The sequence below is a fragment of the Streptomyces sp. NBC_01017 genome (assembly GCF_045162795.1).
Lineage (GTDB): Bacteria > Actinomycetota > Actinomycetes > Streptomycetales > Streptomycetaceae > Streptomyces > Streptomyces machairae.
The window spans coordinates 8459807-8474422 of the sequence record NZ_CP108683.1 but is presented as its reverse complement, the minus strand read 5'-3'; the positions used below and the strand labels follow the sequence as shown (position 1 = coordinate 8474422).

The 14616-nt window shown below is 71.7% G+C and carries 12 protein-coding genes and 1 pseudogene; 6 read left to right on the top strand and 7 right to left on the bottom strand.

The features are described 5' to 3' along the window. The first annotated feature begins 14 nt into the window (after positions 1-14). Entirely contained in the window at positions 15-713 is a 699-nt protein-coding gene (locus OG331_RS38900) for a gamma-glutamyl-gamma-aminobutyrate hydrolase family protein (RefSeq protein ID WP_406210589.1), read from the top strand. Positions 714-811: 98 nt separating this feature from the next. Here the strand turns inward: OG331_RS38900 and OG331_RS38895 are convergent, their stop codons facing one another. Further along, on the bottom strand, positions 812-1735 hold the full coding sequence (locus OG331_RS38895) for a LysR family transcriptional regulator (RefSeq protein WP_406205562.1): 924 nt from the start codon (positions 1733-1735) through the stop codon (positions 812-814). A gap of 70 nt (positions 1736-1805) precedes the next feature. Between OG331_RS38895 and OG331_RS38890 the strand changes: the two genes are divergently transcribed. After that, on the top strand, positions 1806-2930 hold the full coding sequence (locus tag OG331_RS38890; protein ID WP_406210587.1) for a TDT family transporter: 1125 nt from the start codon (positions 1806-1808) through the stop codon (positions 2928-2930). Here OG331_RS38890 and OG331_RS38885 read toward each other — a convergent pair. The 4 genes and pseudogenes from OG331_RS38885 to OG331_RS38870 all read right to left on the bottom strand — a co-directional run bounded on the left by OG331_RS38885 (position 2842) and on the right by OG331_RS38870 (position 7557). After that, positions 2842-3562: pseudogene (locus OG331_RS38885) on the bottom strand (helical backbone metal receptor). The gene OG331_RS38890 and the pseudogene OG331_RS38885 sit on opposite strands and share 89 nt — an antisense overlap. Then, a complete protein-coding gene (locus OG331_RS38880; protein ID WP_406205559.1) occupies positions 3562-4131 on the bottom strand; it encodes a helix-turn-helix domain-containing protein in 570 nt (189 codons plus the stop codon). Before OG331_RS38880 ends, OG331_RS38885 begins: the two are co-directional and overlap by 1 nt. A gap of 533 nt (positions 4132-4664) precedes the next feature. Then, entirely contained in the window at positions 4665-6488 is a 1824-nt protein-coding gene (locus tag OG331_RS38875; protein ID WP_406205557.1) for an ABC transporter permease/substrate binding protein, read from the bottom strand. Beyond that, positions 6481-7557: a glycine betaine/L-proline ABC transporter ATP-binding protein gene (locus tag OG331_RS38870; protein WP_406205554.1), complete on the bottom strand. Its 1077-nt coding sequence runs from the start codon at positions 7555-7557 to the stop codon at positions 6481-6483. The genes OG331_RS38875 and OG331_RS38870 overlap by 8 nt, the downstream gene beginning before the upstream one ends. Before the next feature lie 171 nt (positions 7558-7728). Here OG331_RS38870 and OG331_RS38865 point away from each other — a divergent pair, with 171 nt between their 5' ends. The 3 genes from OG331_RS38865 (at position 7729) to OG331_RS38855 (ending at position 11451) form a co-directional block, all read left to right on the top strand. Further along, a complete protein-coding gene (locus tag OG331_RS38865) occupies positions 7729-8658 on the top strand; it encodes a 5'-3' exonuclease H3TH domain-containing protein (protein ID WP_406210584.1) in 930 nt (309 codons plus the stop codon). A 170-nt stretch (positions 8659-8828) separates the two neighbouring features. Then, positions 8829-9674, top strand: a complete 846-nt coding sequence (locus OG331_RS38860; RefSeq protein WP_406205552.1) for a siderophore-interacting protein — start codon at positions 8829-8831, stop codon at positions 9672-9674. Between the two features lie 220 nt (positions 9675-9894). After that, positions 9895-11451 (top strand): amino acid permease, encoded by a 1557-nt coding sequence (locus OG331_RS38855; RefSeq protein ID WP_406205549.1) that lies wholly within the window; start codon positions 9895-9897, stop codon positions 11449-11451. A gap of 34 nt (positions 11452-11485) precedes the next feature. Here OG331_RS38855 and OG331_RS38850 read toward each other — a convergent pair whose 3' ends face one another. Continuing rightward, positions 11486-12067 carry a GNAT family N-acetyltransferase gene (locus tag OG331_RS38850; RefSeq protein WP_406205546.1) on the bottom strand — a complete coding sequence of 194 codons (582 nt, stop codon included), beginning with the start codon at positions 12065-12067 and terminating at the stop codon, positions 11486-11488. Positions 12068-12134: 67 nt separating this feature from the next. On the opposite strand from OG331_RS38850, the gene OG331_RS38845 reads away from it, so the two are divergent. Further along, positions 12135-13109 carry an RluA family pseudouridine synthase gene (locus tag OG331_RS38845; RefSeq protein WP_406205544.1) on the top strand — a complete coding sequence of 325 codons (975 nt, stop codon included), beginning with the start codon at positions 12135-12137 and terminating at the stop codon, positions 13107-13109. On the opposite strand, the gene OG331_RS38840 is transcribed toward OG331_RS38845, so the two are convergent. Continuing rightward, entirely contained in the window at positions 13103-14578 is a 1476-nt protein-coding gene (locus OG331_RS38840; protein WP_406205541.1) for a cytochrome P450, read from the bottom strand. The genes OG331_RS38845 and OG331_RS38840 overlap by 7 nt on opposite strands. Between the last annotated feature and the right edge of the window lie 38 nt (positions 14579-14616).

Here is a 14616-nt window from a genome sequence, read left to right as displayed (position 1 = left end):
GAAGGAGTACGAGCATCGTGGGCAGGCCGTTGATCGGGGTCAGCACCTATCTGGAGTCGGGTGCGCGCTGGGGTGTGTGGGAGCTGGAGGCGGCGCTGCTGCCGGTCGGCTATCCACGGCTGGTGCAGCGGGCGGGCGGGCTCGCCGCGATGCTGCCGCCGGACGACCCGGCGCACGCCGCGGCCGCGGTGGCCCGCCTTGACGGGCTGGTCATCGCGGGCGGGCCGGACGTCGAGCCGGTCCGGTACGGCGCCGAACCGCACCCCCGCACCGGGCCGCCGGCGCGGGAGCGGGACGCCTGGGAGCTGGCCCTGATCGACGCTGCGCTCGCGGCGCGGGTTCCGCTGCTGGGGATCTGCCGGGGGATGCAGCTCCTCAACGTGGCCCTCGGGGGCACGCTCGTGCAGCACCTCGACGGGCATGCCGAGGTCGTGGGCGTCTTCGGCAGCCATACCGTCAAGCCGGTGCCGGGGACTCTGTACGGCGGGGTCGTGCCGGAGGCGACGTCGGTGCCCGCGTATCACCACCAGGCCGTGGATCGGCTGGGTGCGGGGCTGGTGGCGTCGGCGTATGCGGAGGACGGGACGGTGGAGGCGGTGGAACTGCCGTCGGCCCAGGGGTGGGTGCTGGGGGTGCAGTGGCATCCGGAGATGGGGGTGGATGTGCGGGTGATGGGAGGGTTGGTGGAGGCCGCTGCGGGTGCGGGTGCGTGACCCGGAGACGGTTGAATCTCCGGCGCCGGTCCAGGCAGTCCAGCCCGTCTGGGGGCGCCCCCTCCGGGGGAGTTCGAGGACGAGGCCGTTGAGGCCGACTATCCCCTGGTCAGCGACAGCAACTCCCTCGCCGGCCCCACCGGCCGGTGCCCCGTCGGCCACACCGCACGCAGGTCCCGCGCCAGGGACACGTCCGCCACCGGCACACTCACCAGCCGCCGCATCGAGAGTTCCTCACCCACCGCGAGCTCGCTCAGCACCGCGGGCCCCGCCCCGCTCACCGCCGCGGCCTTGACCGCAGTGGTCGAGGACAGCTCGATCAGCGGCCGGGCCAACCCGCCCAGCGCCACGTCGAGTACCTGCCGCGTACCGGAGCCCTTCTCGCGGAGGATCAGCGGAGTCACCGCCAGCTCGGACGCCTCCAGCGGGCTCCGCCGCCGGGCCCAGGCGTGCCCCGGCGCTGTCACCACGATCAGGTTGTCGTGGGCGATGACCACGGAGTCCAGCCCGGAGGGGACGGTGAGCCCCTCCACGAACCCCAGGTCCGCCTCGTCCGCCAGCAGTCGTTCCGCGACGGCCGCCGAGTTCCCGGCGAGCAGGGACACCGCGGTGTCCGGGCGCTGCGCGCGCAGGGCGAGGAGCCACCCCGGCAGCAGATACTCCGCGATCGTCATGCTGGCGGCCACCCGCAGCCGCGAGTCCCGTCGGTCCCGCAGGGCCTGCGCCCCCACGTCGAACGCCTCCGCGGCCTCCACGATGCGCCGCGCCCAGTCCGTCACCAGCGCCCCGGCGTCCGTGAGCCGCGACCCTCTCGGCGACCGGTCCACGAGCGCCACCCCCAGCTGGCGTTCCATCGACCGGATACGGCTGCTGGCCGCCGGCTGGGTGATCCCCAGCTCCCGCGCCGCCCCACCGAGACTCCCGAGCCGCGCCACCGCCAGCAGCAACTCCAGCGCACCGAGCTCGGGAACGCGATGCGCCAGCGTTCCCGTACGAAACTGCCCCTCCGCCGCCTCTGTCATAAGCCCAGTTTATGTGCTCATAGAGGCGAACTCCCTGGTCGTGGTCCAGGCAGCGCGCGACGCTGAGCACATGGTCACCGCCGTCCGTCATCTCGGACCCCATTGGTACGCCGCCGTCATGGGCACCGCCGCCGTTGCCACCGCCGGAGCCGGGCTGCCGGTCCACGTCCCCGGTCTGCGTACCGTCTGCACGGCCGTCTGGGCCCTCTCCCTCGTCCTCCTCGCCACCCTGCTCGCGGCCCGCGCCCTGCACTGGACCCACCATCGTGACCAGGCCCGCGCCCACCTCCTCGACCCGGCCACGGCGCCGTTCTACGGGTGCCTCGCCATGGCCCTGCTGGCCGTCGGCGGCGGTGCGATCACCGTCGGACGGGACTGGATCGGGACCGGAGCAGCCGTCGCGCTCGACGTCGTGCTGTTCAGCGCCGGTACGGTCGTCGGGCTGGCGGCCGCGGTCGCCGTGCCGTATCTGATGGCCGTACGCCATCGCATCGAGGCCTCGCAGGCCACGCCCGTGTGGCTGCTGCCGCTCGTCGCGCCCATGGTGTCCGCCGCGCTCGGGCCGCTGCTCGTGCCGCATCTGCCGCCGGGGCAGGCCCGGGAGACGCTGCTGCTCGCCTGCTTCGCGATGTTCGGGCTCAGTCTGCTCGCCACCCTGCTGATGCTGCCGATCGTCTTCGCGCGGCTGATCACGGGCGGTCCCCTGCCCCTCGTCCTCACGCCGACCCTGTTCCTGGTGCTGGGTCCGCTCGGGCAGTCCACCACCGCCGTCGGCATGTTCGCGGACGTGGCCCCGGGCGTGGTCCCGGAGCCGTACAGCGAGGGCTTCGGCATTCTCGCCGTCCTGTACGGCGTCCCGGTCATGGGCTTCGCGCTGCTGTGGTTCGGGCTCGCCACCGCCCATGTCGTACGCGCCCGGCGGCACGGCATGGGCTTCGCGATGACCTGGTGGGCGTTCACCTTCCCGGTCGGCACCTGCGTGACCGGCGCCGAGGCACTGGGCCGGCACACCGGGCTCGTCGTCTACGAGGCGCTCGCCGTCGGGCTGTACGTCGTACTCGTCGGCGCCTGGCTCGTGGCCTCCGTGTGCACAGCGCGCGGTCTGCTCAGCGGCGTGCTGCTCGCAGGGCCTCGGACAGCATTCGTGGTGCGTCGGCCAGTGACGGGCCGTACCACGTCAGGTGCCGTCCGCTGACCAGCGCGCAGGGCAGGCCGGCAAAGGCCTCCGGACCGTCGTCGGCCGTGAAGCGGTACGGCTCGTCGGGGAGGACGACGACGTCGGTGGCTGCTGCGCGCAGCTCGTCCAGGGGGATGCGCGGGTAGCGGTCCTCGTGTGTCGCGTACAGGTGGTCCACGCCCAGGCGGGCCAGGACGTCGCCGGCGAAGGTGTCGCGGCCCAGCACCATCCAGGGGCGCCGCCAGATCGGGACGACAGCCGTCGTACGGCGGTCCGGGGGCGGGAGTGACGACCACGTGTCCGCCGCCTCGTCCAGCCACCGTGGGCGGGCCCCGACTCCACAGGCCGCCAGCACCCGCGCCAGCTCACCGAAGGCCTGCGGCACGTCCCGCACCTCGGTCACCAGGACCTCGACGCCGGCCGCGCGCAGGGCGGCGAGGTCGGGCTCGCGGTTCTCCTCCTCGTTGGCGATCACGAGGTCGGGGGCGAGGGCGACGATGCGCGACCTCGGGGTTCTTGGTGCCGCCGACGCGGGTGACGTCCAGGCCGGCGGGGTGGCTGCACCAGTCCGTGGCGCCGACGAGGACGCCGGGGGCGGCCGAGACGGCGACGGCCTCCGTCAGTGACGGCACCAGGGAGACGACGCGCATCAGCGTCCCGGCCGGTCCCGGACCGCCTCGATGTGTTCCGCCACCGCGACGACGACCACACGCGTGTCCGGCACGGTCGCCCGCCAGCGGTGGCGCACCCCGCCGGTGAGGTACAGGGTGTCGCCGCGGCCGAGGCGGTACGCGCGGCCCTCCGCCTCGATCTCGACGGCGCCGTCGGCGACGTACAGCAACTGGTCGTTGCGGTACTGGAATTCACGGCCCGCGTCATGGTCGCCGGTGAACTCCGAGGCGTGCATCTGGTGGTGACCCCGCACCAGGGAACGCGCCCGGGGGGCGGGCCCCCACTCGCTGCCGTCGGCGCGTACGACATCGACGCTGCACGCCGGGTCGGCGGCGGCGAGGAGTTCGACCGCGGTCGTGCGCAGGGCGTCGGCGACCTTTTCGAGGGAGCTTCTGCTGGGGCGTGCCCGGTCGTTCTCGACCTGGCTCAGGAAGGGCACCGACAGGCCGCTGCGCTCGGCCACGACGGCGAGGGTGAGCTCGAGGGCGCGACGGCGCCGACGCACGGCCGCGCCCACTCGAAGGGGCTGTTCTTTGTGGTCGCCCATCGCTCCGGCTCCCTCCTTCGCTCGTCGGTCCAGGGTCCTCGCGCCCGCCGCCCGGCGCACACCTTCTGTTGAGTTCTCTGCACCCTACGCATGTTCGGCAAACCGTTTCATGCGCCCGTCACATCGACGACACGTCGGGGGGAGTACGACCCACCGGTTCGCGCCAGCGGATCGGCTCCGCCGATACGCCGGGTACCCCTGTGCCGCGCTGACTCCCGCTCAGCACGCGAGAGTCCTTGTTCACTTCAATGCGTCGGGGCTCCCCTGTGTTCCCTCACCTCGTGCGGGGTGGAGTGCCTGTTCAGCGGGGTTGTGCGGGGGTACAGGACCGGCCTTGAAATCGGTGCCGGGAGCGCGGAGTTGGCGGGCCCGGGCTCGGGTGGTGGGGTAGCGCTGCGTGGTTGGCCGGATCCTGTTCGTAGGCATGCCATGTGCCTATGCGGGCCGGCATACCGCGAGGGGTGGGTCCGTCGTACGCAGGGGAAGACGTACGGCGAGACCCACCCCTCGGGCGGCGGTCCGGGGCTGTCAGGTCACCCGGCCGCCTTGCTCTTCTCCGACCCGGCGACCGGAGCCCACTTGTCCACCAGGCCCGGGTTCTGCTTCAGCCAGGAGCGGACGGCGTCCTGCTCCTTGCCCTTGCCGGCCTTGGTGATCTGCGACTCCAGGCTGGTGAGCTGCTTCTCCGTCATGGAGAAGTTCTTCAGCCACTTGCCGACCTCGGGGTTGTCGTCGGCGAAGCCCTTGCGGGCGAGCGTGTGCACGCCGTCGCCCTTGCCCCAGGCACCCTTGGGGTCCTTGAGCTTCGTCAGGTCGTAGTCGCTGTACGCCCAGTGCGGCGACCAGAGCGTGACGGCGATCGGCTCCTTCTTGGCGTACGCGCGCTTGAGCTCGGCCAGCATCGCGGGCGTGGAGCCGTCGACGACCTCGTACGAGCCCTCCAGGCCGTACTCCTTGAGGACCTTGTCCTTGAGCAGGCCCATCATTCCGGCGCTCGGCTCGATGCCGATGATCTTGCCCTTGAACTTGGAGGCGTTGTTCTTGAGGTCGTCCAGGGAGTCGACGCCCTTGACGTACGACGGGACGCTGAGCTCCAGGGACGTGGGGCCGTACCAGGAGCCGAGGTCCTCGAGCTGCTTGCCGTACTTCTTCCAGTACTCGGCGTGCGTGGTGGGCAGCCAGGAGTCCGTCTCGAAGTCGATCTGACCGGTGGCGAGGCCCGTGTAGAGGGGGCCGGCGGAGTACTGGCTGGTGGTGACCTCGAAGCCGCGGCGCTCCAGCAGTTCCTTCCACAGGAACGTGGAGGCGATGCCCTCGTCCCAGGGGATGTAGCCGAGCTTGATCTCCTTGCCCTTGCCGACGTTCGTGGCGGAGGCCTCGGCGGTGCCCGCGGAGGGGCCGAAGACGCCCAGGCCGCCCGCGACGAGAGCCAGGACGGCCACGCCGGCGACGGCGACGACCGGGCGGGGCCGGTGGTTCCAGACCTTGACGCCACCCGTGGCGCGGGCCTTGGCGGCGGCACGGCGGCCGAGCGGGGAGATCTGGGCGCCGAGCGCGCCGGTGATGCGGTCCAGGTAGATGGCGAGGACGACGATGCCGACGCCCGCCTCGAAGCCGAAGCCGATGTCGAGCTGGCCGATGGCCTCGTTGACCGCGCCGCCGAGGCCGCCGGTGCCGACCATGCCGGCGATGACGACCATCGACAGGCTCAGCATGATCACCTGGTTGATGCCCGCCATGATGGTCGGCAGGGCGAGCGGCAGCTGCACCCGCAGCAGGGTGTCGCGCGGTGCCGTACCGAACGCCTCGGCGGCCTCGACCAGTTCCGCGTCGACCTGGCGGATGCCGAGCTCGGTCATGCGGACGCCGGGCGCGAGCGCGAAGATCAGGGTGGCGATGACGCCGGCGGCGGTGCCCAGGCCGAAGAACAGGATGGCCGGGATCAGCAGCACCATCGACGGCATGGTCTGGAGCAGGTCCAGGACGGGCCGTACGGCCGCGCTGACCGCCTTGGAGCGGGCCGCCCAGATGCCCAGCGGGATCGAGATCACCAGGGCGATCACCGTCGCGACCAGCACCAGGGCCAGCGTCGACATGGCCCGGTCCCACAGTTCGAGCGAGTCGACCAGTGCGAAGCCGGCGAAGGCCAGGACGCCCGGCACCAGGCCGCGCAGCCACCAGGCCAGCACCGCGAGAATGCCCGCGAGGAGCAGGGGTTCGGGGGCGGTCAGGACGGCGTTGACGGCGTCGTACATGCCCTCGACGACCGCCTTGATCGCGTCGAAGAGCCAGGACATGTGGGTGACGAGCCAGTCCACGCCGGAGTCGACCCAGTCACCGAGATTCAGCCTAGGCACGGGCGGCCACCTTCCCGTCCGGGGTGTCGCAGGGCGCTGGTTCGGCACTCTCGTCGCCGAGGAAACCGACCAGCCGCTGCCGCGGCACGACGCCTATGACGTTGTTGTCCTCGTCCACGACCGAGACGCGGTGCGACAGCCGGGCGCTGATGGCGCACAGCTCCGCGAAGGTCGTCTCGCCGGTCGCGGTCTCGCAGGCGCACAGGGGGGCGTCGGCGGTGACCGTGGTGTCCATCAGGGCGCTCGCGGTGAGCACGCGGGACCGGTCGACGTCCTGGATGAAGGAGGCGACGTAGTCGTTCTCCGGGCGCAGCAGGATGTCCTCGGCCGTGCCGGTCTGCACGATGCGGCCGTCGCGCATGACGGCGATGCGGTCGCCCAGGCGCATGGCCTCGTTGAGGTCGTGGGTGATGAAGACGATCGTCTTCTTCAGGGAGCGCTGCAGCTCCAGCAACTGGTCCTGCATGTCGCGGCGGATCAGCGGGTCGAGCGCACTGAAGGACTCGTCCATGAGGAGCAGGTCGGCGTCGGTGGCGAGCGCGCGGGCGAGGCCCACGCGCTGCTGCATGCCGCCGGACAGCTCGTCGGGCCAGGAGTTCTCCCACCCGGCCAGACCGCACAGGGCCAGCGCCTCGCCGGCGCGCTTTTCGCGCTCGGCGCGGGGCACGCCCTGCACGGCCAGGCCGTAGGCGGCGTTCTCCAGCACGCTGCGGTGCGGGAAGAGCGCGAAGTGCTGGAAGACCATGCTGATCTTCTTCGCGCGGACCTCGCGCAGTTCGCGGTCGCTGATCGCGGTCAGGTCCTGGCCGTCGAAGCGGACGTGACCCGCGGTCGGCTCCAGCAGCCCGTTGAGCATGCGCAGCAGCGTGGACTTGCCGGACCCGGACAGGCCCATGACGACGAAGATCTGGCCCGGCTCCACGGTGAAGGAGGCGTCGATGACGGCGGCGGTGGTGCCGTCCGCGCGCAGTTCCTCCCGGTCGGCTCCCTGGCGGAGCCGTGCTACGGCCTCGTCCGGTCGTCTTCCGAACACCTTGTAGAGCTGTTCGGCCTCAAGCCTGGATGACACGTGTACCTCTTGTCTCGACGGCAAAGGAAGAGAGTGACGGGCGCAACAGTTGAATACGCAAGCGACGTCACTCCGGGAGGCCGCCTGCCCTGCTTCCCCGGACACAAACGCACAAGTGGTCCAGGCCACAGCCGCTGTCGATCGGGGCCGCTGTCAGTGCCGTACGGCATGATGCGTGGCGTGACCGGACGACTGATGCTCCTCGACACCGCCTCGCTCTACTTCCGCGCCTACTTCGGCGTCCCGGACTCCGTGAAGGCCCCGGACGGCACGCCGGTGAACGCCGTGCGCGGGCTCCTCGACTTCATCGACCGCCTGGTCAAGGACCACCACCCGGACGCGCTGGTGGCCTGCATGGACGCCGACTGGCGGCCCCAGTGGCGGGTCGATCTGATCCCCTCCTACAAGGCACACCGCGTCGCCGAGGAGCGCGAGGCGGGGCCGGACGAGGAGGAGGTGCCCGACACGCTGTCGCCGCAGGTGCCGGTCATCGAGGAGGTCCTGGACGCCCTCGGCATCGCGCGTGTGGGGGTCGAGGGGTACGAGGCGGACGACGTGATCGGCACGTTCACCGCGCGGGCGAAGGGCCCGGTCGACATCGTCACAGGCGACCGGGACCTGTACCAGCTGGTGGACGACGCCCGCGGGATCCGGGTGCTGTACCCGCTCAAGGGTGTGGGCACCCTCCAGCTGACCGACGAGGCGTGGCTGCGCGAGAAGTACGGCGTTGTCGGTCGTGGGTACGCCGATCTGGCGCTGCTGCGCGGTGACCCGAGCGACGGCCTGCCGGGCGTGCCCGGGATCGGCGAGAAGACGGCGGCGAAGCTGCTCGCCGAGTTCGGCGACCTGGCCGGGATCATGGCTGCGGTCGACGATCCGAAGGCGAAGCTCACGCCATCGCAGCGCAAGCGTCTGGACGAGTCCCGGCCCTACGTCGCCGTCGCACCGACGGTCGTGCGGGTCGCGGCCGACGTCCCGCTGCCCGACGTCGACACGACGCTGCCGCGTGCGCCCCGGGATCCCGCGGGGCTGGACGAGCTGGCGCTGCGGTGGGGGCTGGGCGGGTCGCTGCAGCGGCTGCTGGTGACCCTGGGGGCGTGAGGACACCGGGGGCGCGCACGGTGCCCCGATCGTGCGCATGGGGCTCGTGGCGCGGGGAAGTCGGTCCCTGCGTGCGAAGCATGCACCATTTCATGAACGTTCATAGCGGCATTCGCCAGAGGGAGATGCTAACTTAGGTAAACCTAAGCTTGGAATGAGGGAGGCCAGTGATGGCACTACGCCCTGCCCGCAAGCCGCGGAAGCCCCACAGCGCGCAGGTCATCCGCACCGAACGGCTGACCCCGCACATGCAGCGTGTGGTGCTGGGCGGCGACGGGCTCGCCGAATTCGCGGCGGACACGTGCACCGACCATTACGTGAAGATGCTGTTCTCCCCCACGGGCGTGGACTACCCCGAGCCCTTCGATCTGGAGCGCATCCGCGAGGAGCTGCCGCGCGAGCAGTGGCCGGTGACGCGGACGTACACCGTGCGCGCGTGGGATCCCGAGCACCGTGAGCTGACGCTGGACTTCGTGCTGCACGGCGACGAGGGCTTGGCCGGCCCGTGGGCCCTGCGCGCCCAGCCGGGCGAGACCGTGCGTTTCATGGGCCCCGGCGGCGCCTACGCCCCCGATCCGGACGCCGACTGGCATCTGCTCGTGGGGGACGAGAGCGCGCTGCCCGCGATCGCCCGCTCCCTCGAATCGCTGCCCGACGGCGCCAAGGCGTACGCCTTCGTGGAGATCGCCGGACCCGAGGAGGAGCAGAAGATCGACTCCGACGTCGACGTCGTCTGGCTGCACCGCGGCTCGCGTCCCGTCGGCGAGGCCCTGGTCGAGGCCGTACGCACGCTGGAGTTCCCCGAGGGCCGGGTGCACGCGTTCGTGCACGGCGAGGCGCACTTCGTGAAGGAACTGCGTCAGCTGTTGCGGGTCGAGCGCAGCATGCCCCGCGAGGACCTGTCGATCTCCGGCTACTGGCGGCTCGGCCACGACGAGGACGGCTGGCAGGCCTCCAAGCGGGACTGGAACGCGCGGATCGAGGCGGAGCAGGAGGGGTCGGCACCGGCCGCGTAGGCCTGCGTACCTCCCAGGGGCGGCACCTTCGAAGGTGCCGCCCCTTCGCTGTGCCCGGACGAGCGCGAGCGCCCTGCCCGGAGGAACGCGAGGCGCTAGGCGGCGTGAGGACTTGGGCCCGCCTCGGACATGGCCACGTCATGCGGACGAAACAGCGCGTCCCTAATTTCTGTCGCTCGACAGGAACTCTCGCGCCGCTGTGCGAAAGCAGGTTGCCGCCATGACGAGCACCATCCCCGCAGACCTCCGCCCCGACCCACCGCACGACCCCGACGCGGGCTCCCTCGCCGCGTTCGGCTACCGGCAGGAACTGCACCGCAGCCTCGGCCGGTACGCCTCCTTCGCTGCGGGCTTCTCCTTCATCTCCGTACTGACGACCGTCTTCCAGTTCTTCGCGTTCGGGTACGCGTTCGGCGGCCCCGTCTTCTTCTGGGCCTGGCCGGTGGTGCTCGCCGGGCAACTGCTGGTGGCCGCCTGCTTCGCGGAGCTGGCCGCGCGCTATCCGATCTCGGGCGCGATCTACCAGTGGTCGTCGCGGCTGTCGAACGTCACCTTCGGCTGGTTCGCCGGCTGGGTCATGGTGATCGGGCAGATCGTGGTGGTCGCGGCGGCGGCACTGGCCCTGCAGATGGTGCTGCCCGCACTCTGGTCCGGCTTCCAGCTGATCGGCACCGACCCCGCGCCTACGTCGGCGGACGGCGCGGCCAACGCGGCGCTGCTCGGCGTCGGCCTGCTGACGCTCACCACCCTGGTGAACCTCCTCGACAACCGCGTCATGTCGGTGATCAACCGCGTCGGTGTGACCGCCGAGATCATCGGCGCCGTACTGATCGTCACGCTGCTGCTGACCCACTCCGAGCGCACCCCCGGCATCACCTTCCACACCACGGGCGCCGAGTCGGGCCTGCTGGGCGCGCTGCTGGTCGGCTCGTTCACGGCGGCGTACGTGCTGATCGGCTTCGACAGCGCGGGCGAGATGAGCGAGGAGACACACCACCCGCGCCGCACCGCGCCCCGCACGATCCTCACCGCGCTCGGCGCCGCCGGCCTGCTCGGTGGCCTGCTCGTCCTCGGCGGACTGCTCGCCGCGCCCAGCCTCACCGACGGCCGGCTGGCGGTCGACGGCCTGAGCTACGTCCTGACGAGCAGCCTGGGCGACGGCGTGGGCAGGGCCCTGCTGGCCGACGTGGTCGTGGCCATCACCGTGGCGACCCTCGCCATCCAGACGGCGGCCTGCCGGATGCTGTTCTCGATGGCCCGCGACGGCCAACTCCCCTTCTCCCGCCGCCTCGCCCGGGTCAGTCCCCGCACCGGCATGCCAGGCGCACCCGCCTTGGTGGTCGGCGGTCTCGCGGCGGCCCTGCTGCTGCTCAACTTCGCCTCGCCGGAGGCGTTCCTGGCCATCGGCACGACCTGCATCGTCCTGCTGTACCTGGCGTACGCGATGGTCACCGGCCCACTGCTGGTGGCCCGGCTGCGCGGCCGGTTCACCACCGACGGCACCGACGAGACGGGCAGCCCCCTGTTCTCCCTGGGCCGCTGGGGCGTCCCGGTCAACGCCCTCGCGCTCCTGTACGGCCTCTTCATGACCGTCAACCTCGCCTGGCCACGGGCGGCGGTGTACGACCCGGCGGGCGGGCACTGGTACTTCCAGTACTTCACCGTGCTGTTCCTGGGCGTGACGGTGGTCGCCGGAGCGGCATTCCGGGCGTACCGCCGACGCGGCGCGGCCCCGACGGCCGTACCCGAGACGGTAGCCGGGGAAGAGGCCGGATAGCCGGGCGCGGTGGCCCGCGCGGCGGAGCGTCCGGTCAGTCGCCCTGCACACGGGCGTGCAGATGCATGTCGTGCCAGCCGTCCCTGTGCAGGGCGGAGCTGCGCTTGGTGCCCTCCAGGGGGAAGCCGGCCTTGCCGGCGACACGGCAGGACGCCTCATTGCGGACGGCATGCAGCAGTTCGAGGCGATGGAAGCCGATGTCGTCGAGCGTCCAGCGGGCCAGGGTGGTCGTGGCGCGTGCCGCGACGCCCCGGCCGCGGGCCTCGGCGGTGGTCCAGTACGCGACCTCGGCCGTGCCGTCGTCGAGGTGGATCTCACGCAGGGCCACGCGGCCCAGCAGCCGGTCGCTCTCCGCGTCGACGACGGCCCACTGCGGGTCCCGCTCCTCGGTCCACGCCGTCCGCCACTCCTCTATCCAGCCGCTGACTTCGGCCACGGAGTCGGCGGCCCGCGCGTGCCACTGATGCATCACAGGGTCCTGGAAGGCCGCATGCACGGCGGGCGCGTCGTCGGCCCGCCATGGGCGCAGGAGCAGGCCGTCACCGCTGGGGAGCGTGGGCTGCGGCATGCGGGCGAGGGTTCCGGCGGGCAGGACGGGGCTGGTCAGGAAGGGCATGTGCGGGATCCTGCCAACCCGCGCGGGCAGGTCCAACGGGTTTTCCGGCACCGTACGCTTGCTCGTGATGAGACGCCGTAACCCGCTCCCGCCCTCTCCCCTGCCGCAGCGCGACGGGATCGACGCGGTGCGGGTGCGCCTGCCCCTCGACGGGGCGTGGGCGACCGTGCGGGAGTATCTGACGGACCGGCTCGCGGGGGCCGGGCCCGAGGTCGTCGCGGGGATGTTCGAGGCGGGGCAGGTCGTCGGGGCGGACGGGAAGGCGGTGGCGCCGGACGCGGCGTACGAGCCGGGGATGTTCGTGTGGTTCCACCGGGAGCTGCGCGCAGAGGTGCCGGTGCCGTTCCCCGTGGACGTCGTGTATCGCGACGAGCACATCGTCGTCGCCGACAAGCCGCACTTCCTCGCCACCACCCCGCGCGGCGGCCATGTCACCCAGACCGCGCTGGCGCGGCTGCGCCGGGAGCTGGGCATCCCGGCGCTGGGCGCCGCGCACCGGCTCGACCGGCTCACCGCCGGACTGGTGCTGTTCACGGTGCGGCCCGAGGAGCGCGGCGCGTACCAGACGCTGTTCCGGGACAAGCTGGTGCGCAAGGAGTACGAGGCCGTGGCACCGTACGATCCCGCGCTCGCCCTGCCCCGGACCGTGCGCAGCCGCATCCTGAAGGAGCGCGGGGTGCTCGCCGCCCAGGAGATCGAGGGCGAGCCGAACGCCGTCACGCGGGTCGATGTCGGTGAACACCGCGCCGACGGATTGGCCCGCTACCGGCTGGCGCCCGCCACCGGCCAGACGCATCAGCTGCGGGTCCATATGAACGCCCTGGGCGTACCGATCCTCGGCGACCCGCTCTACCCGGAGGTGACCGCCCCCGTCCCGGCCGACGACTTCCGGCGCCCGCTCCAACTGCTGGCGCGAGCCCTGGAGTTCACCGACCCGGTCACGGGGACGGAACACCGGTTCCGCAGCACGAGAACCCTCGAAGCCTGGGTCTCGTACGGCGGTTGGGCGGCTGAGGAGCCGCGTACCGGGTCGGCTCAGTAGCCGCGCCACCACATCAGGAAGCGCCGCCAGGCGCCCTTCGGGCGGACCGGTTCCGGGGTCGGTACGGGCTGTTGCGGTGCGATCGTCTCGGCTGCCGGGGCGGTGGCCGGCTGCGCCTGGGGCGTGCCCACGTGCCAGGTCGGGCGCTGGGGCGCGACCGGGGCGCGGCCGGGCCGCTGCTTGATGTCCTGTGGCGGCTTCGGAGCGAAGCGGGCCGGCATCGACACCAGGTGGGCCGAGGCGATCGACTGCCGCCAATCCAACTCGTCCTCACCGCAGTCGAGTTCGACGTCGGGCAGACGCATCAGGAGCGCGTCGACGCCGACTTCGGCGATGGCACGGCCGATGTCCGCGCCGGGGCACTCGTGCGGTCCGCCGCCGAAGGCGAGGTGGGAACGGTTGCCCATCATGTTGGCGGACAGGTCGGGTCGTACCCGCGGGTCGACGTTGCCCGGGGCGGGGGCGAAGAGGAGCCCGTCACCCTGGCGGATGCGCTGGCCGCCGAGCTCGGTGTCCTGCTTGGCGAAGTAGGCGAAGACGGTGCTGAACGGCGGTTCGTCCCACAGGGACTGCTCGACCGCCTGGGGAACCGTCATCTGGCCGCCGCTGAGCTGGGCGCGGAACCGCGGGTCGGTGAGGACCACACGCAGCACGTTGGCGAGCAGGTTGGTGGTGGCCTCGTAGGCGGCGATGAGCACGACCCGCAGGTGCTGGCCGATCTCGTCGTCGGTGAGCCGTGCCGGGTGGTTGATGAGGTGGGTCGCGAAGTCCTCCTCGGGCTGCGCCCTGCGCTTGGCCGTGAGTCGCATCAGCGCGTCCATGATGTACGCGTTGCTGGCGATCGCCGTCTCGGTGCCCTTGAGCATGTCGCGGGCGGCCTCGACGATTCGGTCGTTGTACTCGTCGGGCATGCCGAGGATCTCGCACATCACGGCCATCGGCAGGTGCTCGGCGAACTGGCTGACCAGGTCGGCGCGGCCCTCCTCGCAGAACCGGTTGACGAGGCGCTGCGTGGAGCGGTTGATGTGCCGGCGCATACCGCGGTGGTCGATGGTGGACATGGCGCCGGTGACCGCGCTGCGCAGCCGCAGGTGTTCGTCGCCCTCCGCGTGGGAGCAGATCGGCTGCCAGGCGATGTGCGGCATCAGCGGGTGGTCGGGCTTGACCTGGCCCTCCAGGAGCGGGCTCCAGATGCGGCTGTCCCGGCAGAACTGCGAGGGCGTGCGCACCATGTGCAGGTTCTCGGTGTGGCCGAGGACCACCCACATCGGCACGTCGTCGTGGAGGAGTACGGGCGCCACCTCACCGTGCTGCTCGCGCAGTTGCTCGTACAGCTCGCTCAGGTCCTCCGCCTCGTGGAGCCGGTGCAGTCCGCCGGGGCCGAGTCCGAGCCCGTGGGCGGGGCAGCCGGGCGGCGGGGTGGACAGGGGGTCGTGCATACCGGTCGTGGAATGGGATTCAGGCATCACAGGGGTCGCTCCGAAGTGGATCCGGTGTCAGGGGAGTC